Source organism: Janthinobacterium sp. FT14W, from assembly GCF_009208755.1.
GTDB lineage: Bacteria > Pseudomonadota > Gammaproteobacteria > Burkholderiales > Burkholderiaceae_D > Janthinobacterium > Janthinobacterium violaceinigrum.
The window spans coordinates 1-24657 of the sequence record NZ_WFLL01000056.1 but is presented as its reverse complement, the minus strand read 5'-3'; the positions used below and the strand labels follow the sequence as shown (position 1 = coordinate 24657).

Annotated in this window: 22 protein-coding genes; 14 read left to right on the top strand and 8 right to left on the bottom strand. The window is 64.4% G+C overall.

Annotation, left to right across the window (positions count from 1 at the left end):
* The first annotated feature begins 89 nt into the window (after positions 1-89).
* On the top strand, positions 90-1304 hold the full coding sequence (locus GCN74_RS25230; RefSeq protein ID WP_152259208.1) for an MFS transporter: 1215 nt from the start codon (positions 90-92) through the stop codon (positions 1302-1304).
* A gap of 163 nt (positions 1305-1467) precedes the next feature.
* Here the strand turns inward: GCN74_RS25230 and GCN74_RS25225 are convergent, their stop codons facing one another.
* Positions 1468-2151, bottom strand: a complete 684-nt coding sequence (locus GCN74_RS25225; RefSeq protein WP_226939208.1) for a pentapeptide repeat-containing protein — start codon at positions 2149-2151, stop codon at positions 1468-1470.
* A gap of 309 nt (positions 2152-2460) precedes the next feature.
* On the opposite strand from GCN74_RS25225, the gene alaC reads away from it, so the two are divergent.
* Entirely contained in the window at positions 2461-3678 is a 1218-nt protein-coding gene (gene alaC / locus GCN74_RS25220; protein WP_152259207.1) for an alanine transaminase, read from the top strand.
* 168 nt (positions 3679-3846) lie between these two features.
* Here alaC and GCN74_RS25215 read toward each other — a convergent pair whose 3' ends face one another.
* On the bottom strand, positions 3847-4584 hold the full coding sequence (locus tag GCN74_RS25215; RefSeq protein ID WP_226939207.1) for an epoxyqueuosine reductase QueH: 738 nt from the start codon (positions 4582-4584) through the stop codon (positions 3847-3849).
* 124 nt (positions 4585-4708) lie between these two features.
* On the opposite strand from GCN74_RS25215, the gene metE reads away from it, so the two are divergent.
* On the top strand, positions 4709-6997 hold the full coding sequence (metE, locus tag GCN74_RS25210) for a 5-methyltetrahydropteroyltriglutamate--homocysteine S-methyltransferase (RefSeq protein ID WP_152259206.1): 2289 nt from the start codon (positions 4709-4711) through the stop codon (positions 6995-6997).
* 193 nt (positions 6998-7190) lie between these two features.
* Here the strand turns inward: metE and GCN74_RS25205 are convergent, their stop codons facing one another.
* Positions 7191-7379 carry a hypothetical protein gene (locus GCN74_RS25205; RefSeq protein ID WP_152259205.1) on the bottom strand — a complete coding sequence of 63 codons (189 nt, stop codon included), beginning with the start codon at positions 7377-7379 and terminating at the stop codon, positions 7191-7193.
* A gap of 136 nt (positions 7380-7515) precedes the next feature.
* Here GCN74_RS25205 and GCN74_RS25200 point away from each other — a divergent pair, with 136 nt between their 5' ends.
* Entirely contained in the window at positions 7516-8592 is a 1077-nt protein-coding gene (locus GCN74_RS25200) for a transketolase-like TK C-terminal-containing protein (RefSeq protein ID WP_152259204.1), read from the top strand.
* Here the strand turns inward: GCN74_RS25200 and GCN74_RS25195 are convergent.
* A complete protein-coding gene (locus tag GCN74_RS25195) occupies positions 8577-9080 on the bottom strand; it encodes a MarR family winged helix-turn-helix transcriptional regulator (protein ID WP_152259203.1) in 504 nt (167 codons plus the stop codon). The genes GCN74_RS25200 and GCN74_RS25195 overlap by 16 nt on opposite strands.
* A 133-nt stretch (positions 9081-9213) precedes the next feature.
* Between GCN74_RS25195 and aceE the strand changes: the two genes are divergently transcribed.
* Together aceE and GCN74_RS25185 are read left to right on the top strand one after the other, a co-directional pair.
* The gene (gene aceE, locus GCN74_RS25190) at positions 9214-11877 is read left to right on the top strand and encodes a pyruvate dehydrogenase (acetyl-transferring), homodimeric type (protein WP_152259202.1); all 2664 of its coding nucleotides are present in this window, start codon (positions 9214-9216) and stop codon (positions 11875-11877) included.
* Between the two features lie 19 nt (positions 11878-11896).
* Positions 11897-12538: a glutathione S-transferase C-terminal domain-containing protein gene (locus GCN74_RS25185; RefSeq protein WP_152259201.1), complete on the top strand. Its 642-nt coding sequence runs from the start codon at positions 11897-11899 to the stop codon at positions 12536-12538.
* A 37-nt stretch (positions 12539-12575) separates the two neighbouring features.
* Here the strand turns inward: GCN74_RS25185 and GCN74_RS25180 are convergent, their stop codons facing one another.
* Both GCN74_RS25180 and GCN74_RS25175 read right to left on the bottom strand, forming a co-directional pair.
* Entirely contained in the window at positions 12576-13166 is a 591-nt protein-coding gene (locus GCN74_RS25180; protein WP_152259200.1) for a cohesin domain-containing protein, read from the bottom strand.
* Positions 13167-13200: 34 nt separating this feature from the next.
* Positions 13201-15441, bottom strand: a complete 2241-nt coding sequence (locus tag GCN74_RS25175; protein ID WP_152259199.1) for an SGNH/GDSL hydrolase family protein — start codon at positions 15439-15441, stop codon at positions 13201-13203.
* A 497-nt stretch (positions 15442-15938) separates the two neighbouring features.
* On the opposite strand from GCN74_RS25175, the gene GCN74_RS25170 reads away from it, so the two are divergent.
* The 8 genes from GCN74_RS25170 (at position 15939) to GCN74_RS28945 (ending at position 22354) form a co-directional block, all read left to right on the top strand.
* A complete protein-coding gene (locus tag GCN74_RS25170) occupies positions 15939-17528 on the top strand; it encodes an aspartate:alanine exchanger family transporter (protein WP_152259198.1) in 1590 nt (529 codons plus the stop codon).
* A gap of 69 nt (positions 17529-17597) precedes the next feature.
* On the top strand, positions 17598-18452 hold the full coding sequence (locus tag GCN74_RS25165; RefSeq protein ID WP_152259197.1) for a toxin-antitoxin system YwqK family antitoxin: 855 nt from the start codon (positions 17598-17600) through the stop codon (positions 18450-18452).
* Between the two features lie 4 nt (positions 18453-18456).
* On the top strand, positions 18457-18717 hold the full coding sequence (locus tag GCN74_RS25160; protein ID WP_152259196.1) for a hypothetical protein: 261 nt from the start codon (positions 18457-18459) through the stop codon (positions 18715-18717).
* A 51-nt stretch (positions 18718-18768) separates the two neighbouring features.
* Positions 18769-19959, top strand: a complete 1191-nt coding sequence (locus GCN74_RS25155; RefSeq protein WP_152259195.1) for an acyl-CoA dehydrogenase family protein — start codon at positions 18769-18771, stop codon at positions 19957-19959.
* Between the two features lie 16 nt (positions 19960-19975).
* Entirely contained in the window at positions 19976-21121 is a 1146-nt protein-coding gene (locus GCN74_RS25150; protein WP_152259194.1) for an acyl-CoA dehydrogenase family protein, read from the top strand.
* Positions 21118-21606 carry a MaoC family dehydratase gene (locus GCN74_RS25145; protein ID WP_152259193.1) on the top strand — a complete coding sequence of 163 codons (489 nt, stop codon included), beginning with the start codon at positions 21118-21120 and terminating at the stop codon, positions 21604-21606. The genes GCN74_RS25150 and GCN74_RS25145 overlap by 4 nt, the downstream gene beginning before the upstream one ends.
* Positions 21599-22054, top strand: a complete 456-nt coding sequence (locus GCN74_RS25140) for a MaoC family dehydratase (RefSeq protein WP_152259192.1) — start codon at positions 21599-21601, stop codon at positions 22052-22054. The genes GCN74_RS25145 and GCN74_RS25140 overlap by 8 nt, the downstream gene beginning before the upstream one ends.
* A gap of 108 nt (positions 22055-22162) precedes the next feature.
* Positions 22163-22354, top strand: coding sequence for a hypothetical protein (locus GCN74_RS28945; protein ID WP_193317252.1), 192 nt, complete (start codon positions 22163-22165; stop codon positions 22352-22354).
* Between the two features lie 9 nt (positions 22355-22363).
* Here GCN74_RS28945 and GCN74_RS25135 read toward each other — a convergent pair whose 3' ends face one another.
* Together GCN74_RS25135 and GCN74_RS25130 are read right to left on the bottom strand one after the other, a co-directional pair.
* Positions 22364-23287, bottom strand: a complete 924-nt coding sequence (locus GCN74_RS25135; protein ID WP_152259191.1) for a diguanylate cyclase domain-containing protein — start codon at positions 23285-23287, stop codon at positions 22364-22366.
* On the bottom strand, positions 23284-24657 hold a 1374-nt coding region (locus GCN74_RS25130), incomplete at its 5' end, for a response regulator (RefSeq protein WP_152259190.1). The genes GCN74_RS25135 and GCN74_RS25130, both read right to left, overlap by 4 nt.

Sequence of the window (24657 nt, the reverse complement as noted above, 5' to 3'; positions counted from 1 at the left end):
TGTGAAAAGTGTAAGTGGATTATGCCCTAATTATCTTTGCCCCGGCTTTGCCTAGAATAGCGACATCCCTATCGAACCGAGGAAACAACATGAACAAGGCCTCATCTTCTGCCTCCCACGACATTGCACCGGCCATGGTGCTGCTGCTGGCCATCGCTTCCGGCCTGATCGTGGCCAATCTGTACTACGCGCAAACCCTGGTCGGTCCCATCAGCGCCTCCACGGGCCTGTCGGCCAAGGCGGCCGGGCTGATCGTCACCCTGACGCAAGTGGGTTATACGCTGGGCCTGCTGTTTGTCGTGCCGCTGGGCGACTTGCTGGAAAACCGCCGCCTGATCGTCACGGCCTTGCTGGTAACGGCCACGGCCCTGGTCGTGGCGGCCCTCTCCACGGGCGCCATCGTGTTCCTGGCCGCCGCGCTGGCCATCGGCCTCGGTTCCGTGGCGGCGCAAGTGATCGTGCCGTTTGCCGCCCACCTGTCGCAGGAAGCGACGCGGGGGCAGACGGTGGGCAAGGTGGTCAGCGGCTTGTTGCTGGGCATCATGCTGGCCCGCCCCGTGGCTTCGCTGGTGGCCGCGCACGCCAGCTGGCACGTGGTGTTCGGCGGCGCCGCCGTGCTGATGCTGGCGCTGGCTGCCGTCCTGCGCCGCACCTTGCCCGTGCGCCAGCCCGTGTCGAACATGCGCTATCCGGCCTTGATGGCTTCGCTGTGGCACTTGCTGTTGGGCACGCCCGTGCTGCGCCGCCGCGCCGCCTATCATGCGGGCCTGTTTGGCGCTTTCAGCCTGTTCTGGACCGTCACGCCGCTGGTGTTGTCCAGCCCCGCGTTCGGCCTGTCGCAAACGGGCATCGCCATCTTTGCCCTGGTGGGCATGGCGGGCGCCGTGGCATCGCCCATCGCGGGCCGCCTGGCCGACGCGGGCCACACCTTGCCGGCCACGGCTGCCGCGCTGGCGCTGGGCATCGTCGCGTTTGCCTTGCCGATGTTTGCGCCCGAGTCGAAACATGTGGCGCTGGGCTTGCTGGTCATCGCGTCCATCGTGCTCGACATGGGCGTGGCGGCCAACCTGGTGCTGGGCCAGCGCGCCATCTTCAGCCTGGGTGCGGAAGTGCGGGGCCGCCTGAACGGCCTGTATTTCGCCCTGTTCTTTGCCGGCGGCGCGGCCGGCTCGGCCATTGGCGCCTGGGTGTATGCGAGTTACGGCTGGCCAGCGACCTTGCTGACCGGCATGGCGTTTCCGGGACTGGCCCTACTGGTGTGGCTGGGAGAATTTTTACCCCTGGCCACGCGCCGCACGGCTTGAAACCCTGATTACGCCTCATTATCACTGGCAGGAATTTCTATCATCATGAAGATAAAGTGGCGTGATATGCCGCGATGCCGCAAGATGCACTCGTCTCCTCTATCTCCTCCAAGGACATAGATTCAGCCCGCTCCCGCAGCGGGCTTTTTTTTGCCTTTTTACATTAAATCACCACGAGATCGAGCGCGCGCATGAAGTTGGCCGCCTGCGCATGCGTGATGACGGCGCCTTTCAGCAAGGCTGCTTCGCTCAGTTTGAAACCGTCGATATCGGCGCCCCGCAGGTCGGCGCCCTGGAACTTCGCCAGCTTGATGGTGGCGTTGCGCAGGCTGCCCCCTTCGAAGACAGCGTCGCGGAAGTCGCAGCCGGCCAGGTAGGCGTCGGAAAAGTCCAGCTGCTTGAGTATTGCCTTGCGGAACGAGAAGCCGCGCAAGTCGGCGCCCACCAGCAGGCTGTCCTCGAAGGTGAGGCCCAGGTGGGCCGCTTCCTCGAACGCGGCGCCCGTCAGCTTGCAGCCGCGGTAGATGGCCGAGGCCAGCTTGGCGCGCCGCCATTTTGTGTTGTTCAGGTCGCAGCCTTCGAAACTGGCGTCGACGGCGTCCACGGATTCGAAATCGGCGCTGCCCGCGCGGCAGCGGCGCCAGACGCTGCGTGCCAGCTTGCTGGCAAACAAATTGGTGTCGGCAAAGGAGCAGCGCTCGAAGGTGCAGCCCTGCAAGTCGAGGCGCGCCAGGTTTTCGCCGTCGAACGCGCAATCGATGAAGTGGCGCACCGCTTGCGCCAGCTGCTGCTCCATGCCGGCGCGGTCCAGGGTCATGTTGCTTACTGCCGTGTCGTGTGTTGCCATCCGTTTATTTTCCTAATCAAAGCAGGGGAGGGATGGCGTGGCGGAAAAAATGCGCGAACCAGACCACCTCCCCGGCTGGTGTAACAGCCAAGGGTCAGCGCCGCGGGTCCGCGTGGGCGGGAGCATGCCGGACGGTGCCAGGCACTTACCGGGTTACCAACCGGTGCGCTCATTTTCGATCAGTCGCTATTGTAGCGGCTAGACTACGCACTTGCCAGTTCTTGCGAAGCCGGGTTAGTATCGTTGCAGGTGCAGCCACTGCGCCAACGTCGCTCGGACGGATCCGGGCGCTTACGTACAGAGATAACCATGACCGACAGCCAAGCTCCGCGCAGCTTTTCGCGCATCAATCGCCTTCCCCCCTACGTTTTCAACATCACCGCCGAACTCAAGATGGCCGCGCGCCGCCGTGGCGAGGACATCATCGACATGTCGATGGGCAATCCCGATGGCGCCACCCCGGCCCACATCGTGGACAAGCTGGTCGAGACGGTGAAACGCCCCGACACGCACGGCTATTCCGCCTCCAAGGGCATCCCCCGATTGCGCCGCGCCATTGCCCACTGGTACAAGAAGCGCTACGAGGTCGACATCGACCCGGACAGCGAAGCCATCGTCACCATCGGTTCGAAAGAGGGCCTGGCCCACTTGATGCTGGCCACCCTGGACCGGGGCGACACGGTGCTGGTGCCCAACCCCAGCTATCCCATCCACATCTGGGGCGCCGTGATCGCGGGCGCCGATATCCGCTCCGTGCGCATGGGACCGGGCGTGGATTTCTTTGCCGAGCTGGAACGGGCGATCCGCGAAAGCTATCCGAAGCCGAAGATGATGGTGCTGGGCTTCCCGTCCAATCCCACGGCGCAATGCGTGGAACTGGAATTCTTCGAGCGCGTCGTGGCGCTGGCGAAACAGCACAATATTTTGGTGGTGCATGACCTGGCCTACGCCGACATCACCTTCGATGGCTGGAAGGCGCCGTCCATCATGCAGGTGCCCGGCGCGCGCGACGTGGCCGTCGAATTCTTCACCATGTCGAAAAGCTACAACATGGCGGGCTGGCGCATCGGCTTCATGGTCGGCAATGCGGAACTGGTGGCGGCCCTGGCGCGCATCAAGAGCTATCACGACTATGGCAGTTTCACGCCCGTGCAGGTGGCGGCGATTGCCGCGCTGGAAGGCGACCAAAGCTGCGTGACGGAGATCTGCGCCCAGTACCAGCGCCGCCGCGACGTGCTGGTCAAAGGCTTGCATGAAGCGGGCTGGATGGTGGAAAAACCGAAGGCATCGATGTATATCTGGGCGCATATCCCGGAAGCCTACCGCCATCTGGGCTCGCTGGAATTTGCCAAGCTGCTGCTGCAGAAAGCCAGGGTGAGCGTGTCGCCCGGCATCGGTTTCGGCGAATATGGCGATGAATATGTGCGCTTTGCCCTGATCGAAAACGAGGCGAGGGTGCGGCAAGCCTTGCGCGGCATCAAGAATATGTTGCGTTCCGGCGACGGGAAAACGGAAGCGGCCGCGTAGAAGTTGCCGTATGGAATGATCTGTTGCCCCTAATATCACTGCTGCGTATTTCTGACATCACGAATATAAAGTGGTTTTATATGCTGCAACGCGGCATCATTCACTTGTCTCCTCTATCTCCTCCAAGGAAATAGATTCAGCCCGCTCCCGCAGCGGGCTTTTTTTTGCCTATTTTTCCGTGCCGTCGTCCTTGACGGGCGTATCTTCCGTGCCGTCGTTGCGGCCGTAGAACTTGACGCCCAGGTGGATGCGCTCGCGGCCCATGGCCACCCGGTGTTTATTGCTGTCGCGCAGGGAATAGATGCAGCCGCAATACTCTTGCTGGTAGAAATTTTCGCGCTTGCTGATCGCTATCATGCGGGCCGCGCCGCCACCCTTGCGCCAGTTGTATTCCCAGTACAGCAGTTCCGGATAATGGGCGGCCGCGCGCACGCCGCTGCCGTTGATCTGCTTCATGTCTTTCCAGCGCGAAATGCCCAGCGAGCTGGTGATGACGGGGAAGCCGTGCTCGTGCGCATACAGGGCCGTGCGCTCGAAACGCATGTCGAAGCACATGGTGCAGCGGATGCCCCGCTCGGGCTCGTTTTCCATGCCCTTGGCGCGCGCAAACCAGTTGTCGCGGTCGTAATCGGCGTCGATGAAGGGAATGCCGAATTTCTCCGCGAACCGGATGTTTTCATCCTTGCGCAGTTCGTATTCCTTCAGCGGGTGGATGTTCGGATTGTAAAAGAAGATCGTGAAATCGATGCCGGACGCCAGCATCGCCTCCATCACTTCGCCCGAGCACGGCGCGCAGCACGAGTGCAGCAGCACCTTGTTCTTGCCTTCCGGCCAGGCCAGCCTGGCGCGTTTGAAATCTTCCTGCAAGGTGGCCAGGCCGGCCGCTGCCAGGGGGGTGTCCCTCATGTCGGGTGTGCTCATGGATGGGCTCACATGAATATTAATAATGGATTAATGAAATTTCACCATTATTTTTCATGAATGGAAGCGTCTATGATGTCTCCATACTTCACCAGGAGGAACGACCACCATGACCGTCACGACACACAATCTGGGCTACCCGCGCATCGGCGCCAAACGCGAACTGAAATTCGCGCTGGAAGAGTATTGGAAGGGCAATAGCACGCTGGCCGCGCTGGAAGGCCACGGCGCCGAATTGCGCCAGCGCCACTGGCAAGACCAGGACGCGCTGGACCTGGCGCCCGTGGGCGACTTTTCCTTCTACGACCAGGTGCTGGACTTGAGCTTTACCCTGGGCAACCTGCCGCAGCGCGTGCGCACGCTGACGGGGGCTGCGCTCGACAACTATTTCCGCGTGGCCCGCGGCCGTTCGGCCAGCGACAGCGATTGCAGCTGCGTGCACGCCGGCGAAATGACGAAATGGTTCGACACCAATTATCACTACATCGTGCCGGAATTTTCTGCCGAGACGCAATTCAAGCTCGACAGCAGCCGCTTGCTGCAGCAACTGGCGCAAGCGCGCCAGCTGGGCGTGAAAGCCAAGCCCGTGCTGATCGGCCCCGTCACTTACTTGTGGCTGGGCAAGGCCAAGGACGATTCCGACAAGCTGGCGCTGCTGCATGGCTTGCTGCCCGTCTACGTGCAACTGTTGCAGGAACTGGCCGCCCAAGGCGTGGAGTGGGTGCAGATTGACGAGCCCATCCTCGTTACGGAGCTCGATGGCGCCTGGCAGCAGGCATTGGCCACGGCCTATGCCGCCTTGAGCAAGGGCCATGCCGTCAAGCTGCTGCTGGCCACGTATTTCGGCAAGCTGCAAGGCAACTTGGCGCTGGCATGCAAGCTGCCCGTGCAGGGCTTGCACCTGGACGCCATCAACGCCCGCGATGAAGTGGGGCAAGTGATTGCGCAATTGCCAGGCTCCAGCGTATTGTCGCTGGGCGTGGTGAATGGGCGCAATATCTGGAAGACGGACCTGAACGAAGCGCTGGATTGGCTGGAACCCGTGCACCGCAGCCTGCAGGCGCGCCTGTGGATCGCCCCGTCGTGCTCTTTGCTGCACGTGCCCGTCGACCTGGACAGCGAGCAAAAGTTCGATGCCGATATCCATTCCTGGCTGGCCTTTGCCCGTCAAAAACTCGATGAAGTGCACACCATCGCTGGCGCCCTGAAGCATGGCCGCGCCGCCGTGCAGGCCGCGCTGGACGCCAATCGCGCGGCCGTGGAAGCGCGCCGCCAGTCGCCGCGCGTGCACAATCCGGACGTGAAGGCGGCCGTGGCCCGCATCGATGCCGGCCTGGGCCAGCGTACCGGCGCCTATGCCGGGCGTGCCGCCAAGCAAGCTGCACTGCTGCAACTGCCGCTGTATCCGACGACGACCATCGGTTCGTTTCCGCAGACGGCGGAAATCCGCCAGGCGCGCAGCCAGTTCCGCAGCGGCCAGCTGGACGAAGCCAGCTACAAGAAACTGATGCAGGCGGAAATCGCCCATTGCGTGAAGGAACAGGAAACCCTGGGCCTGGACGTCTTTGTGCACGGCGAAGCGGAACGCAACGACATGGTCGAGTATTTCGGCGAACAGCTGGACGGCTACGCCTTCAGCCAGTTTGGCTGGGTGCAATCGTACGGTTCGCGCTGCGTGAAGCCGCCCATTCTGTTTGGCGACATCAGCCGCCCGCGCGCCATGACGGTCGAGTGGAGCACCTACGCCCAGTCGCTGACGGACAAGCCGATGAAAGGCATGCTGACGGGCCCCGTCACCATCCTGAACTGGTCCTTCGTGCGCGACGACCAGCCCCGTTCCGTGTCGTGCTACCAGCTGGCGCTGGCCATGCGGGCCGAAGTGCAGGACCTGGAACAGGCCGGCATCCGCGTGATCCAGATCGACGAAGCGGCGCTGCGTGAAGGCTTGCCGTTGCGCAAATCGCAATGGGCCGAGTACCTGCGCTGGGCCGTGGAATCGTTCCGCATCACGGCCAATGGCGTGGCCGATGAAACGCAGATCCACACGCATATGTGCTATTCGGAATTCAACGACATCATCGCGCAGATCGCCGGCATGGATGCGGACGTGATCACCATCGAAACGTCGCGTTCCGACATGGAATTGCTGGACGCCTTCGATGACTTCAAATATCCGAATGAAATCGGCCCTGGCGTCTACGACATCCACTCGCCCAATATTCCGAGCCAGGAACAGATGGTAACGCTGATGCGCAAGGCGGCCGAGCGCATTCCCGCGCAGCGCCTGTGGGTCAACCCCGATTGCGGCCTGAAGACGCGGGGCTGGAAAGAAGTCATTCCTGCCTTGGCGAACATGGTGGCGGCAGCGAAAACCTTGCGCGGCGATAACTTGATGTAAGCAGGGAAGAGGGAGCTGAGAAGGCGGTGAGAGGGATACGGCTGAGATATAGATGGATCGTATCTCTATCATCACAACATGCAATTGGATAATGATGCTGCAATGCGGCATCATTCACCTGTCTCCTCTACTTCCTCACAGGAATTAGATTCAGCCCGCTCCCGCAGCGGGCTTTTTTTTGCCTGTTTGTTGGCTACAGCACATTTGCCGCCACGGCCGAGCTGTAGTTGCGCGCCAGCGCCCCGATGATGGCGGCCAGCGCCTGCGGATTGTCGGCGCCGCCGAAGTGCGCGGCATACAACTGCTTCGCCGCCTCGATCTGCGCATTCGTCAGTTTCACGGCATACGCCATGCGCACGGTTTCAGGATTGTTCAGCGTCATTTTTTTACCTTGAAGAGGGAAGTGGACCGGCACGCATATCGCTTGCCCGTGCAAAGGATTGCAATTACAATCATTGCATTTGCAATCGTATAGCTTATGCCTGCCATGCGCAAGCATGGCCGCGACAGGAGCCGACATGCCTTCATCCCCCTTGATTCCCTTGCCGCCGCCGGACGCCGCGCGCCAGGCTGCGCAAGCCTGCCTGGCCGCGCTGGCCGCCCAGCCGCCGTTGCCGTCGCAGCGGGCGTCGCCGCGCCGCGCGCTGGGCGCCATGGCGGGCACCTTGCAGATGGACGCCGGTATGGCGGACGCCATCCGCATCGTGCGCGCGGAAGTGCCGCACCGGCAAGATGATGCCTGGAACGTGAGGGCCTCCGCCAGCGCCTGGCCGCTGCGCTATGGCGCCGATAAACCGTTGCTGTACCTGTGCCGCCCCGCTTCGCTGCAGGCCTTGCGCGGGGTGCTGGTCGATGCGCGTGCGCGTGGCATCGTCTGCAACGATGCGGAAACGCAAGCCTCGCGCTGGCACAAGGGCGTGCAGCCCGCGCTGCCCGCGTGGCTGGCCGCGCAGCCCGATTGCACGCCGTTCGACCCGGCCACCGGCGAGGAAGTGCGCGCCATCGTGCGCGCGGCCCTGGAAACCCTGTACGTGGAACGGCAGCCCGGCTATTTCTACCTGGCTATGCATGACGAGGCGGCGGTGGCGGCGCCCCTGTCGGCCGCCGATGCGGCGGGGGCCAGCCTGGGCATGTACCGCGTGTCGCCGCCGGCGCCCGCCCCATGCCGCGTGCGCCTGTGCGGGGCGGGAGCGATGCTGGCCGTCGTTGCCGCTGCGGCCCGCCTGCTGGAAGAGGATTGGAATATTGCCGCGCAAGTGTGGAGTTGTCCCAGCTATACACGCCTGGCGCGCGATGCGCAGGCAGCGGAGCAATGGAATGTGCGCCATCCGCGCGCCGTCCCCAGGCTGGCCCATGTGCAGCGCTGCCTCGGCGGCAGCGCGGCGCCCGTCATCGCCGTCACCGGCTATGGCCAGCATATCGCGGGGCAGATCGGCGGCTACGTGCGCGGCCGCTTCATCGCCATCGGCGCCGATAGCGCGACGGAAACGCGCGCGCCCTGGCTGGCCGTCATGGCGCTCAAGGCGCTGGCCGACGATGGCGCGCTGCCGATGCCCTGCGTGGATTACGCGCTGCGGCGCTATGCTTTGCTCTGAACCTTGCTCTGAATTTTGTTCAGGCCGGCGCCCCGTGCCGCCTCGGCGGCGCGGGCGAGGGCGGCGCTGAAGTCCTGCTGCGCGCCGCCGTCAAATTGCGCCAGGAACAGGTCCGCCACCGTGGCCTGGTAGACGGCCCACATCTTCTTGCGCAAGAGCTTGCCATCTTCCGTGATGGAAACGAAGGCGGCGCGCCCGTCTTCCGTCGAGCGCGTGCGCGTCACCAGCCCGTCCGTTTCCAGCTTGTCCACCAGGCGCGTCAGGTTGTAGCGCTCGATGGCCAGCGCATCGGCCAGTTCGTGCATGCGGCGCGAACCGTCCTGGCCGCTTTCCAGGCCCCACAGCACGTCATACCACGCATACGCGGGCAAGCCGGCCGCTGCCAGGCGGCGTTCGATCTCGCGGATCATCAATCGGTGCGTGCGCACGAACGAAAACCACAGGTCGGGCGCAGGTGCCGATCCAGTTTCAGGCGCGGTGTCAGACATCGGTACTCCTCTATATCAATCACAGTTGCAAATGCAATTATAGCGCTATACAATGGCCGGCATAACGATTGCAATTGCAATGATTGCATTGGCAATTATTTGTGTAGATGAACTGCCCACTCAGGAGACCGCCATGCCCACATCCCTCGCCGTGCCCGATATCGATCCGCAGGAAACCCAAGAATGGCTGGAGGCGATGCAAGCCGTCGTCGCCGTGGAAGGGCGTCCGCGCGCCCATTATTTGCTCGACCAGCTCGTCGATCTTGACGCCGCGCAGCACGGCGGCCTGCATGGCCGCGTCACCACCGCCTATACCAACAGCATCGCCGCCGAGCGCCAGGGCGCGTATCCGGGCGACCTGGCCATCGAGCGCCGCCTGAACGCCTACATCCGCTGGAACGCCATGGTGATGGTCTTGCGCGCGGCGAAACACTCGAACGTGGGCGGCCACATCGCCACCTACCAGTCGGCGGCCGTGCTGTACGACGTGGGGTCCGACCATTTCTTCCGTGGCCGCACGGAGCAGTTCGCGGGCGACCTGGTCTACATCCAGGGCCATTCCGCGCCCGGCATCTACGGCCGCGCCTACCTGGAAGGCCGCATCACGGAAGCCCAGCTGGACAATTACCGCCGCGAAGCGGGCCGCGAGGGCCTGTCTTCCTACCCGCATCCCCGCCTGATGCCTGACTTCTGGCAATTTCCCACCGTCTCCATGGGACTGGGCCCGCTGACGGCCGCCTACCAGGCCCGCTTCATGCGCTACCTCGAATACCGTGGCTTGAAGGAACACCAGGGCCGCAAGGTGTGGGCTTTTCTTGGCGATGGCGAGATGGACCAGCCGGAATCGCTGGCCGCCATTGCGCTGGGTGGACGCGAGCGCCTGGATAACCTGATCTTCGTGGTGAACTGCAACCTGCAGCGCCTCGACGGTCCCGTGCGCGGCAACAGCAAGGTCATCCAGGAACTGGAAGGCACGTTCCGCGCGGCGGGCTGGCATGTCATCAAGGTCATCTGGGGCAGCGGCTGGGATGCCTTGTTGCGGCAAGATACGAGCGGCTTGTTGCGCCAGCGCATGATGGAATGCGTGGATGGCGATTACCAGACCTTCAAATCGCAGAATGGCGCGTACGTGCGCGAGCATTTCTTTGGCAAGTATCCGGCACTGCTGGCGCTGGTGGCGCACCTGTCGGACGACGAGATCTGGCAGCTGACGCGCGGCGGACACGACCCCGAAAAAGTCCACGCCGCGTATGCCGAGGCCATGCGCACGCCTGGCCGTCCCACCGTGATCCTGGCGAAGACCGTCAAGGGTTTCGGCATGGGCGAGGCGGGCGAAGGTCAGAATATCAACCATCAGCTGAAAAAGATGAGCGCCGACGCCGTGCGCGCGTTCCGCGACCGCTTCGCGCTGCCCGTCAGCGATGCCCGGCTGGAAGAGATGCCGTATCTGAAACCGGCGCCGGACAGCGAGGAAGCGCGCTACTTTGCCGCGCGCCGGGCGCAGCTGGGCGGCCATATCCCCGCCCGCATCGGCAAGGTGGCCCCTTTGCCCGTGCCGCCGCTGTCCACGTTTGCCACCCAGCTCAACGATAGCGGCGAGCGGGGCGCGTCGACCACCATGGCCTTCGTGCGCATCCTCGGCACCCTGCTGAAAGACCCCGCCTTGAGCAAGATCATCGTGCCCATCGTGCCGGACGAATCGCGCACCTTCGGCATGGAAGGCCTGTTCCGCCAGATCGGCATCCATTCCTACCTGGGCCAGCTGTACACGCCGCAGGATGCGGGCCAGCTCAGCTATTACAAGGAAGCGAAGGATGGGCAGATCTTGCAGGAGGGTATCAACGAATCGGGCGCGATTTCTTCCTGGATCGCCGCCGGCACGTCGTACAGCAACCACGGCCTGGCCACCATTCCGTTCTATATCTTTTATTCCATGTTCGGCCTGCAGCGCGTGGGCGACCTGGCGTGGGCGGCGGCAGACGCCCGCACGCGGGGCTTCCTGCTGGGCGCCACCTCGGGACGCACGACATTGATGGGCGAAGGCCTCCAGCATGACGATGGCCACAGCCACGTGCTGTCGTCCGTGATTCCCAACTGCATCTCCTACGACCCCACGTTTGCCTATGAGCTGGCGGTGATCATCCACGATGGCTTGCGCCGCATGTTTGCCGAACAGGAAGATATTTTTTACTACATCACCTTGCTCAACGAAAACTATCCGCACCCGGCCATGCCGGCAGGGGCCGAGGCGGGCATCTTGCGGGGCCTGTATCTGCTGCAGCAAGGCCCGGAAGCGGCAGTGCGCGTGCAACTGATGGGCAGCGGTTCCATCCTGCGCGAAGTGATCGCCGCCGGCATGCTGCTGCAGCAGGATTTCGGCGTGGCGGCCGATGTGTGGAGCGCCACCAGCCTGACCGAAGTGCGGCGCGACGGCCTGGCCGTGCAGCGCTGGAACATGCTGCACCCGGACAGCGAGCCGAGGGTGCCGTATATCGCGCAATGCCTGGCCGGCCGGCAAGGCCCCGTGGTGGTGGCCACCGACTACATGAAGATCGTCGGCGACCAGGTGCGCCCCTTTGTTGCCGACAGGCGCTTCGTCACCCTGGGCACGGATGGCTTCGGCCGCTCCGATACGCGCGAATCGCTGCGCACCTTCTTTGAAGTGGACCGCCACTTCATCGTCCTGGCCGCGCTGACGGCCCTGGCTGACGAGGGGCGGGTGGCGCGCAGCCTGGTGGGCGACGCCATCCGCAAGTACGGCATCGATGCGGAAAAAATCGATCCCGCATCCGTGTAACTTTGTCAGGAGAATGATCATGAAGCTGTATTACGCAACGGGCACGTGTTCGCTGTCGCCGCATATCGTCGCCATCGAGGCGGGCCTCGCGCTGGAACTCGAGCGCGTCGATATCAAGGCCATTCCACGCCTCACGGAAACGGGCGCCGACTATGCGCGCATCAACCCGAACCTGTACGTGCCGGCGCTGGCGCTCGACGATGGCACGATCGTGCTGGAGGGCACGGCCATCGTGCAATACCTGGCCGACCTGGCGCCGGCCAGCGGACTGGCGCCGCCGCCGGGCACGCTGGCGCGCGTGCAGCTGCAGTCGTGGCTGGGCTTTATCGCCACCGAGCTGCACAAGGCCTACAGCCCCTGGCTATTCCACCCGGAATACGGCACCCAGGCGCAGGACGTGGCCCGCTCGCGCATCGCCGCGCGCCTCGACTATGTGGAGCGGCAACTGGCGGCCGGCGGACCGTATCTGCTGGGCGAGCGCTATTCCATCGCGGATGCCTATCTGTACACCATCCTCGGCTGGTCGGCATACGCCCGGGTGGACTTGTCGGCCTTTGCGCAGGTGAGACGCCTGTTGGCCAGCGTCGGGGCCCGACCGGCCGTGCGCGAGGCGCTGCGCGTGGAGGCGGAAAGGCCAGGGACAAGCCCGGCAGCAAGCTGAGGCAAGAGGCGGAGCAAGAGATGGGACGGCGTGCGCATTATCCCTGTGGCGACAGGTGCGCAGGGCGGCGCCGCAGCACCCAGGCCATGCCCAGCAGCATGGGCGCCAGCAGCGCCAGCGTGCCCGGCTCCGGCATCACCGCGATCTGCGCGGGCAACGGCGCAGCGAAGGCGATGTCGGCCAGGTTCGAATCGAGCAGGATGATGTCCGACAGCTTGAGGGACGCAATGCCGCTGGCGTTGCGCGAGCGGAACACGATGCCCGCCAGGGCGCCGGTGCCGTTCACGCCGGGCAAGCTGTCGGTCAGCGTGCCCAGCGTGAACGAGATGCGTCCCGCCACATTGTCTATCGTGCCGGGAAAGAAGATGGCGGGGCCGCCGACGGACAGCAGGCCGCCGTCGGCGACACTGGTGGCCGATAGCAGTCTGGGGTCGAACGACAGGTCGAACTGAAAGGCGAACAGGTCGGTGGCGTCATGGATCACGATGTTGACGCCAAAGCTTTGCTCATGCGACACGAACAGGGTCTCGGGCTCGATGTCGATGATCGGGGCGGCGCTGGCCTGGACGGTACAGGCCAGCAGGGCGCCCAAGGCCCAGAGGCAAATCGATGTCAGTCGGGTGGCCATGTCGTGCTCCTCTTCTGGTCAGGTTCGGTCTGGATCAAAACGAGCAAGCGGCGCCTGCAGGCAGCTTGCGTGCGATCATGGCCAGGTCGCGCACATCGACCACGCCATCATTGTTGGCGTCGCCATTCACCCTGGGGCCGCGCTGTCCCAGTCTGAGGCGGACCTGCGCCACGTCGCCACAGTTGACTTCGCCGACCGTGATGCGCAGTGCGTGGTTCTGTTCGACCAGCTCTCCGCGCAAGATGAGCTTGCCGGGAAGCGGGGGCAGGCGTAGCACGCCCGGCACGGGCGAGATGCCTCCGCCCGCGCGTATGATTTCGGTGCTGTCGCCTGGCCGGAGCGTGACGCCGGGAGCCAGGGTCACGTAGAGCTCGCCTTCGAGCTCCGCACCGGCCTCGACCTCGAGCCGCGTCGGGGGGCCGCTGGCAAAGGCGTCCGGCAGCTGGATCTGGCCGTTCAACGGCAGGAACAGGTCGCCCTTGATCTGGCGTATGCCCCGTAGCCGCAACACCCCGTTGTTGACGAACTGGGCTTGCAACGTGCCGCCGGTATAGTCGAAGGTGCCGTTGTTGTAGATAAAGTTCGCGCTCAGGGCGCCGCGTGCCAGCGTGTAGCCGCTATGGGCGCCGATCGACAGCGTGCCCTCGAATCCGCTGGTGCTCGGCGCCTTGGCTTCGATCCGGTGGGTGCCGCCATTCTGGATGAATACGCCAGTGCCATCCATGCCCACCCATTCTTCGTTGCTCGACAGGATGCCCTGGTTCAAGGTGTAGCTGCCGAAACCGCCAGCGCTGTAGCCGAGGGTCAAGCGGCGCAGCACGTCATTGCTGCCATTTTCCTGCGTAAAGTTGCCGCTGCCGTTAAACCCGATGTCCTCCACTTCGGACCTGAGCGTGGTGTCCGCGCCGTCGAGCACGTAGGTGCCGGAGCTGCCAGCTTCCGCGCCGAGCAGCAGGGTCGGCGTGATCATGGTGCCGTCGGTCTGGTCCAGCTGGCCCTTGCCGGCCATGCCGACGACGGTCAGCATGGCTTCGAGGTCCGCCTGTACGCGCAGCGTCATGGTGCCGGTGCCGGTGGCATCGATCCTGAGGTCGAGCAGCTGGGCTGGCGCGGCTTCGCTGTCGCGTATCACGGTCCGGTCGATATCGTCATGCTGCAGCAGATACACGCTACCGCCCGTCGGTTGGACGGTGCCGCCCGGCCCGTCCGGGGTTTCGGACCAGTTATTGCCTTCTTCCCAGAAACCGTTGCCATTGATCCAGTAGTGCGTATTACTCGCGAAAAATGCCTGCAGGGAGGCGAACCAGGCGGGCGCCAGCTTGTCGTAGCCCTGCTGGGTGGCCGGATGGGTGCCGTCCGTGAAGTCCGCCAGCGTGAGTTGTGCGCCGGCATCCACAAAATGGGTATTGTTGTGCTGCATTGCCAGCGTGCGGATATTGTTGTTGTAGTCGTTGATGTATTTGTTCAGAATAAATTCGCCCAGCAAGCGGAGCGCAACCTCGTACTCGGCCGCCGTCAGGACGGCATCGCCGTCCGCATCGGCCGCTTTGAAGATACTGCCCGGGTTGGGGCTCAGTTTCCTGCGAGCAATGAAGGCGATCACCGCGCTGGTGAACTTTGCCTGATCGACCGCGCCGCTTTGGCCGCCGACTATTGCAAAGGAGAGTCCTTCGGATTTCAGGTAGTTGAGCAGGGTATGGGTTGCCGTCGTCCCGGTGCCTTCGCGGGGATAGCCAATCGGCGGGATGGACGAGACAAAGATCTCCACCTTCTCGCCGCGGTCCTGATAGTCCTTGTTGATTTTCTTGATCAGCGTGTCAAGCGCGCTGGCCAGGGAGACCAGGCCCAGTGCGCCGAGACCGGAGCCGACGTCGGTTAGCCTGAAATCATTGGTGCCAGCCATCAGCAGGATGATGGCCGGATTGTAGGTGTTCCAGGCTGCGTCGCCGGTGATCTTGTCAACCGTGGCGCCCACCATGCCTTGATGGGCAAGGTAGTTGGGCGGGTCGGAGGGGTCATGGCCGGCGCCGACGTAGTCGATTTTCTTGCCGGCCGCGAGCAGGTCGGTGAGCAGCTTCAGCCGGTAGCTGCGCTCTGGCTGCAAGGGATAGCCGGCCGTCAGCGAATCGCCCAGCGGCATCACTTTGATCAGCGGTGGCGGCTCGTCCGCGCAGGCGTGCGATGCCGCGCCCAGCCACCACAACAAGATAAAAGTGCGCAATATCTGCCGCATCCATGAAAACATGCTGGCTTTGATGGGGAAATTGCGGGGCATAAATCCTCCGGACGGGATGCATGGCATCGAAGTGGCGCCAGGTCCGGCGATCTGCTGGGCTGGTGCGCCAGGCCTAACCATGCAAGTCATGTGCCACGCGCTGCAGGTGCTTGATTTTTCACCGTATTTATTGGGATCAATGTCCCAGACTGGAGGGAGTGTAAAAAAATCCGGCTTTGGGAGCCTGGGTAAGCGGACGCGCAGAGACGTCTTGAGCGCACTGGCCATTTGATCGATGTCATACCCTGCTGGGTGAGATATTAATAAATCATATTTCCATCATCACAACATGCAATTGGATAGCTATGCTGCGATGCGGCATCATTCACCTGTCTCCTCTACTTCCTCACAGGAATTAGATTCAGCCCGCTCCCGCAGCGGGCTTTTTTTTGCCCGTTTTTTTATGCGCAAACCTGCGCACGCTTGCTTGCCATCATCGCCATCGTGTTGCTTTTGTGCATGCTAAACTGGGTCATCCCCAGAATAAGGTTGCACCCATGCTAGATCTCTTCCGCCATACGCTGGAGTCCACGCCCATCCTCGCCCTGTTTCTCGTCATCGGCGCCGGCTATGCGCTTGGGCGCATCAGCGTGTTCGGCTTTTCGCTGGGCGTGGGCGGCGTGCTGTTCGCGGGGCTGGCGCTGGGCGCCTTCGCGCCCGGGTCCGTGCCGCCGCCGATGGTCGGCTCCATCGGCCTGCTGCTGTTTCTGTATGGCATAGGCGTGCAGTACGGCGTGCAGTTTTTCGCCGGCTTGCGCGGTGCGGGGCAGAAACACAACCTGATCGCCTTTGCCGCCGTCATGGGCGGCCTGGCCGTCTCCGTCTGGGGCGGGCAGTGGATCGATATCTCGCTGCGCATGGCCAGCGGCGTGTTTGCCGGCGCCATGACCAGCACGGCCGCCCTGCAGGCGGCCCTGGAAGCGTCGCACGGCAATGGCGACGCGGCCGTCGGCTATGCCGTCGCCTATCCGTTCGGCGTGGTGGGCCCCATGCTGGGCCTGTACCTGGCCGGGCGCATCTTGAAACCCGTGCTGACGCCGCCGCCCGCACCCATTGTCGTGTCGGAAATTACCATCGATGAAGCGACCTTGGCGGGCGCGGCCCTGTCCGAACTGGCCGATGGGCCGCTGGCCGGCGTGCAGGTGATCGGCGTGCGCCAGGGCCACCAGAACCGCTTGCCCGACCCGTCCCTGGTGCTCGGCGTGGGCGACGCGCTGATGGTGTCGGGCACGGTGGCGGGCGTGGAGGCGGCGCGCACGGCGCTGGGCCACCTGGACCCGGGCCGGCTGATGAAGGACCGCAGCGATTTCGACGGCACGGAAGTGTTCGTGTCGGACGCGGAAATCGTCGGCGTACCGCTGGGAGAATTGAACCTGGGCAAGGATTTCCCCCTGCAGATCGCCTTCATCCGCCGCGGCGACGCCATGATCCTGCCCCATCCCTTCCTGACCTTGGAATTCGGCGACCGGGTGATGGCCATTGCGCCAGCCAAACATGCGGCGGACGTGCGCAAGCTGTTCGGCAATTCCATCACGGCCACGGCCGAGTTCAGCTATGTGTCGCTGGGCATGGGCATGGTGCTGGGAGTGCTGCTGGGCCTGGTGCCTATCCCCTTGCCGTGGATAGGCTCGTTCAGCCTGGGCCTGGCGGGCGGCCCGCTGGTGATGGCGCTGATCCTGGGGCGCCTGGGCAGGGTGGGCAAGATCAGCTGGCGCCTGCCCCTGTCGGCCAACCTGGTGATGCGCAACTATGGCTTGACGATTTTCCTCGCTTCCGTGGGCATGGCCTCCGGCTTGCCTTTCGTGCAGCAGGTGGGCGCCGATGGCTTGCCCATGCTGGCGCTGGGGGCCGTGACGGTGCTGGTGGTGGTGGCCCTCGTGGTAATCCTGGGCAAGGTGTTCCTGCGCCTGCCGTTTCCCGAGCTGCTGGGCATCGCGGCCGGCGCCACGGGCAACCCGGCCGTGCTGGTGTTCGCCAACCGCCTGGCCAGGTCGGACCGCCCGAACCTGGGCTACGCCATGATCTTCCCCAGCATGACCATCGTCAAGATCGTGGCCGTGCAGGTGCTGCTGCATCTGTATGGGTGATGGTGGCCAGAAGCCATTGACAGCACGCATCCGCTAAGCCCGCTAATCGAACCCATATCAGGGACGTACTTGAAAAAAAATCAGAAAATACTACGCGTGACGCTGGGCGCCATGCTGTTGTGGCCCATGCCGGCGCAGGCCGATATTATTCAGCGACATGTGTTTACAGCTATTTCCAGTGGCCAGGATAGCGCAGGGGCCGATGTGCTGACCGTGGCGGAAACTACTGCGTGTGGCGGCAACCAGCTGCGCATGAAGCAGGGCATGCTGGAAAATCGAGATGAATATGCAAGCCTCAGGCCCGGACTCATCGAGCGCATCCGTGACAAGACGCCCATGGCCGTGACATTGTTTGGCTGCCCTGTGGGGAAAAAGGGGGAGGAGGCCATTCCGTTTGCACGCCTGATTGCCGGCTGCGGCCCGAGCACCTGTGCCGACGGCAAGGCGCGCCTGTACCTGGACGAACAGCTGATGCCGCAGCTCAGGCAGCGCTCGCCTTATGTGTTGGTGTTGCCCTTGCCAACAGCCGCGGTGCCCGGTACCTGGAAGGTGGAGATTTTCGATACCATCAAGAGCGACCTGGTGCGTATCTCCGGACAGACCGATGCAGCCGATTTTGTTTCAGGCAAGATGGTGGGCGGTTACCGCCTTTATGATCGGGATGGCAATATCGAATCGCAGGTAGGGCAAGATGAGCATGGCCGCGAACATGGCGTAGCGACGACGTATTTCAGCGATGGCAAGCTGGCGTCGCGGGGGCAGTGGCGCGAGGGTCTGCCCGTGGGCGTACACAATAGTTACCATCCCAACGGTAAGGTAAGCATTCGTCAGGTTTACAGTGACAAGGGCGTGCTGGCGAGTACCCGGCAGTTCACCGAGCAAGGCGCGCTGGTGCCTGCAGATGGCCAGATGTCGACAAAATGAATGAATGGATGCTGTGTCAGGCTTCAGGAAGATGCCGAAAGAGGCAGCGGTGATCGAGGCCGGCTCCGGCCGGAACCCGACATTCGGCAATTTCGCCGCGTTATTGACGTTATTGAACATGGGACGGCAGCCGCCGGCCAATGCCGGCAAATTCCAGGCAACTTCAGCCACTTCCCCTCGCGCGCCAGCCTTTGTAAAACCCCTGGCGCGCTTCCCAATCTGTTGTACAATCCTTGAGAACGGTCGTGCTTTTTTTGTGCGCTGAACTTCCTTGCGTGCAGGCATCACGGCAACCGATAAGAACAAGGAGACAGACATGGACCTGCATTACACGGCCGAGGAGACGGCGTTCCGCGACACGGTGCGCGCCTTCCTCGACACCCATCTGCCGGCGGATTTGCAGCGCAAGGTGCGCCAGCATCTGCGCCTGAACCGCGATGATTACGTGCGCTGGCACAAGATTGTCGCGCAGCAAGGCTGGGCCGCGCCGGCCTGGCCCGTCGAATACGGCGGCACGGGCTGGACGTCCGTGCAGCGCCATATCTGGGAAGACGAGTGCGCGCGCGCGGCCACGCCGCCCATCCTGCCCTTCGGCGTCAACATGGTGGCGCCCGTCATCATGGCCTTCGCCAACGCGGAACAGAAAGCCTACTATCTGCCGCGCATTTTGAACTGCGACGACTGGTGGTGCCAGGGCTATTCCGAGCCGGGCGCCGGTTCCGACCTCGCGTCGCTGAAAACCACGGCCGAGCGCGACGGCGACCACTACATCGTCAACGGCCAGAAAACCTGGACGACCCTGGGCCAGCACGCGGACATGATCTTTTGCCTGGTGCGCACGGACAGCACGGTGCGCAAGCAGGAAGGCATCAGCTTCTTGCTGATCGACATGAAAACGCCGGGCATCACCGTGCGTCCCATCATCATGCTCGATGAAGAACATGAAGTGAACGAAGTCTTCTTCGACAATGTGCGCGTGCCTGTCAGCAACCTGGTGGGCCAGGAAAACAAGGGCTGGACCTATGCCAAGTATCTGCTGGGCCATGAGCGCACGGGCATCGCCGCCGTGGGCCGCTCCAAGCGCGAACTGACCTTCCTCAAGCAGCTGGCCATGCAGCAGACCAAGCGCGGCGCGCCGCTGCTGCACGACCCCGCCTTTGCGGCCAAGGTCGCTACCCTGGAAATCGAATTGATGGCGCTGGAAATGACGGTCTTGCGCGTCATCAGCGAAGAGGGCAAAGGGCCGGGACCGCAGGCGTCGATGCTGAAGGTGCGCGGCTCGGAACTGCAGCAGCAGCTGACGGAACTGATGGTGGAAGCCATCGGCCCGCAAGCCTTGCCCTTCGACCCCGATTATCTCGACGGCAGCGCGCCGCATGGCGCGGGCGGCGACGACCTGGCCGCGCCGCTGGCCGCGTATTACTTCAATTACCGCAAGACATCGATCTATGGCGGCTCGAATGAAATCCAGAAAAACATCATCACGCAGATGATCCTGGGCTTGTAAGCCAGAAGGAGACGACATGGACTTTCAATTTAATCAGGAACAGCAGCAATTTGCCGACGCGCTCAGGCGCTGGGTCGACAAGGATTACCCGTTTGAAACGCGCAAGCAGATCGTCCATTCGGCCACGGGCGTCTCCAGCGCTGCCTGGGCCACCCTGGCCGAGCTGGGCATGACGGCCTTGCCGCTGCCGGCCGCCGCGGGCGGCTTCGACGGCACGGCCGTCGACATGCTGCTGGTGATGCAGGAACTGGGGCGCGGGCTGGTGGTCGAACCGTACCTGGCCACCGTACTGGGCGCGCGCTTCCTGGCCCTGGCAGGCGGCCACGACGGCGTGCTGGAGCAGGTGGCCAGCGGCAGCCTGAAGCTGGCCTGCGCGCTGGGCGAACGGCAGTCGCGCCACGATCTGCACGATATCGCCACCACGGCCACGACCAGCGGCGACGGTTTCGTGCTGGACGGCGAGAAAACCGTCGTCATCCATGGCGCGCAGGCGGGCGCCCTGATCGTCTCGGCCCGCAGCGGCGGCCGCCAGGACGGCACGGACGGCATCTCGCTGTTCCTCGTGCCCGCCGATGCGCCGGGCGTGACCGTGCGCGACTACCGCACCATCGACGGCCAGCGCGCCGCCAGCGTGACCCTCGTGCAAGTGGTGCTGGGGCATGAGGCCCTGGTCGGCCAGGCGGGGCAGGGCTGGCCCGTGCTGGACGCGGCGCTCGACTACGGCGCAGCCCTGCTGTGCGCGGAAGCCGTGGGCGCCATGGACGCCATCTTTGCCGCCACCCTCGAGTACCTGAAGACGCGCCAGCAGTTCGGTGCGCCCATCGGCAAGTTCCAGGCCTTGCAGCACCGCATGGCCGACATGTTCATCCACCTGGAGCAGGCGCGCTCGATGGCCATGCTGGCCGCCGCCAAGGCCGGCAGCGACGACGTGGCCGAGCGCCGCCGCACGGTGTCCGCGGCCAAGGCGCGGGTGGGGCTGGCTGCTGCCTTTGTCGGCCAGCAAGCCGTGCAATTGCATGGCGGCATGGGCGTGACGGACGAATTGCCTGCCGCCCACCATTTCAAGCGCCTGTCCATGATCGCCCTGACCCTGGGCGACGTGGAACACCATATCGAGCGCTTTATCGCCCAGCCGGGCTTCTTGCCGACGGAGACCGCATGACCGCATTGACCGGAATCAAACCCAAGCACTGGTATTTCGAAGATTTTACGCAGGGACTGGAAATCGACCTGGGCCAGCGCCACGTGACGGAGCGGGAAATCATTGCTTTCGCCACGGATTTCGACCCGCAGCCTTTCCACGTCGACCACGCGGCCGCGGAAAAAACCATCTTCAAGGGCGTGATCGCCAGCGGCTGGCACACGTGCGGCATGATGATGCGCCTGGTGGTGGATAACCTGCTCAAGCATTCGTCCAGCATGGGCTCGCCCGGCCTGGACAGCATCCGCTGGCTCAAGCCCGTGCGCGCGGGCGACACCCTGCACCTGACCTACCAGGTCAAGGAAGTGCGCCCGTCCACGTCGAAGCCGGACCGCGGCATCGTCATTTCCGTGTGGAGCGTACGCAACCAGCACGGCGAAGTGGTGACGACGGTGGAAGGCATGGGCATGTTCGGCCGCCGCCCGGCGGGAGAAAACCATGCGTGATATCGCGGGCATCGCGGGCTTCCAGGCCCTGGCGGGACAGCACGTGGCCGTTTCCGACTGGCTGACCATCACCCAGCAGCGCATCGACACCTTTGCCGATGCCACCAACGACCACCAGTGGATCCACGTGGACGCGGAGCGCTGCGCGCGCGAGTCGCCGTATGGCTGCACGGTGGCGCACGGCTTCCTGACGCTGTCGTTGCTGCCGGCCATGCTTGCGGGGGCCTTGCGCATGGCCGGCATCCGCATGGCCATCAACTATGGCTTGAACAAGGTGCGCTTTCCCGCGCCCGTGCCCGTGAACAGCCGCCTGCGCGCGCGGCTCGACATCCTGTCCGTCGAGGACTTGCCGGACGGAGCGCAAGTGAACTGGGCCGTCACCATGGAGCGCGAAGGCGACACGAAACCCGTGTGCGTGGCGGAGTTCCTGATGCGCTGCTATCCCTGAGCCATACCTTGAGCCCGCTTCGCGGGCCGGCAGGCAGTTGTGCGCTCCTGCGCGAGCGCCAGGTGTACGCTGGTGGCGCGCCGGCGGTTTCCGGCGAAGGAGGCGATGATGTCCAACCAGGCAAGCAGCGGAAATGGCGGCGCCGGCAAGGGCGCCGCGGGCAGCGGCAAGGCGTCCGCCAGGGGCGCTAGTGCTACGGGCCGAGGTCCTGGCCCGGGCAATGCGGGCGGCTGGCCCAGCACGACGGGACGGCCCTCCGGGGGCAAGCGTTCCAATGCCGCGCCGGCACGCAGCCGCTAGGCTGCCTGCTCACTCCCCCTCCGGCGCGCAATATCTGTCCCGCCCCGTATGCTTGGCGCGGTACAGCAGGGCGTCGGCGGCGCGGATCAGGGCGCTGGGGTCCATGCCTTCCGTGGGCATGACGCTGGCCATGCCCAGGCTGACGGTGACGTGGGGGCCGACGCTGGATCTGGCGTGGGGAATTTCCAGCGCGCGCACTTCATCGAGGATGCGCTGGGCCACCACTTCGGCGCCGTCGCGCGTTTCCTGCGGCAGCAGCACGATGAATTCCTCGCCGCCGTAGCGGGCCAGCAGGTCGGGCGGGCGCACGGCGCAGCGGCGCAGGGCGGCGCTCACCTGCTGCAGGCACAGGTCGCCCGCCTGGTGGCCATACGTGTCGTTGTAATCCTTGAAATGGTCGATGTCGGCCATGATGATGGCCATCGGCACGCCGTCGCGCGCGCAGCGCCGCCATTCGCTGTCCATGGTGTCGTTGAAGCTGCGCCGGTTGGCCACGCCCGTGAGCGAATCGGTCAGCGACAGTTCGCGCATGGCGTCGGCCTGCCGCTTGATGGTCAGCTGGCTGCGCACGCGGGCCCGCACGACGGCCGCGTTGAACGGCTTGGTGATGAAATCGACGGCGCCCGCTTCCAGCGCCCGCGTCTCGTCCTCGGGCTGGTTCAGGGCCGTGACGAAGATGACGGGAATGGCGCTCAGCAGGGCCGATTCGCGCAGCGCGTTGCACACGGCATAGCCATCCATGCCGGGCATGACGGCGTCGAGCAGGATCAGGTCCGGCAGTTGATTATGCGCAATTTCCAGCGCCTTCTCGCCGCTCAGGGCGAACAGCACGTCGTGGTCCTCGCGCAGCAGCTGGTGCAGGATCTGGATGTTTTCCATGGCGTCATCGACGATGAGGATGCGCCCGTTCATGGCAAGGTTGGTCCAGCTCACTTGTTTTCCTCTCGTTTCAGCTGATCGAGCACGAGTTTTTCCGCTTCGGAAAAATCCAGTGTCTCGATCGCGTTTGCCAGCGCCAGGGCCGCTTCCCGGTCTGACTGTTGTATGGCGGGGTGCAGCGCATGGAATTGCGCCAGCGCCTTCAGATTATTGTTGCGGATCAGGACGAGCAGCTTGGCCAGGCCGGCCCGCAGCTCGACCGGTGCGCTGCCGCCGGCATCGGCTGCCGCCTGGCTGCGCCGCCGGGGCGAGGGCAGGGTGCGTGCCGCTGCGATGACTTCGGCCATCGCCAGTTCCAGTTGTCCCAGCAAGGCTGTTGCCGCATGCGCGCGGCCCCCTTGCAGCGCCTTTTCCGTGTCGCTGGCCAGGCTGGCGACGCGGGCCGCGCCCAGGTTGGCCGCCACGCCGCACACGCGGTGCAGCAGCTGCGCCGCCTGCCGCGCCTGGCCTTCGGCCAGCAGGCGCCGCGTTTCCTCGACGGCGTCGCCTTGCGAATTCTCGAAGCGCTTGAGCAATGCCAGGAAGGCGCCGTAATCGCCGCCGAAGCGGTGCAGGGCCGCCGCCAGGTCGATGCCGGGCACCGTGGCCGGCACGTCCGGCGCCTGCGCGACGGCATTGCCGGCCTGGACGGCGCTGCCGCTGCCCGCGAGCGCCGGCACCAGCCGGGTCAGGGTCTGGATCATCTCGTCCACATCGATGGGCTTGGCCACGTGCGCATTCATGCCGCTGGCGATGGCGCGCAGGCGGTCCTCGTCCATGGCGTTGGCCGTCATGGCGACGATGGGCAGGTCCGGCAAGCCCAGCGCGCGGATGGCCAGGGTGGCATCATAGCCATTCATGACGGGCATCTGCAAATCCATCAGCACCACGTCCCAGGCGTCCGGCGTGCTGGCGAGCAAGTCGACGGCCAGCCGGCCGTTGGCGGCCACGGCCACGCGCGCGCCCGAGTGCAGCAAGATGTACTGCGCCACTTCCTGGTTGATTTCATTGTCTTCCACCAGCAGCACGCGCATGCCTGCCAGCAAGCCCGACAGGGGCGTGGACACGGGCAGCGCGGATGGCGTGCTGCGGCCTTCGCGCACGGCCGTCACGGCCGCCAGCAGGCGCGCCGGGGTGGCCGGCTTCGAGACGATGCCGGCCAGCATCAGGCTGTCGGCCAGCCGTTCGAGATTTTCGCTGTCCTGGTCGGCCACCAGCATGATCACGGGCGGCAGCACCAGGCGTTCGTCGGCGCGCGCCTCGGTGAGCATGGAAATGCCGTCCATGCCGGGCATGGCCGCGTCGAGCAGCACGATATCCGCGTGGGCGGCCGGCGGCAGGCCGTCCGGGCCGCCGGCGTGGCGGCGCAGCAGCGCCAGGCCGGC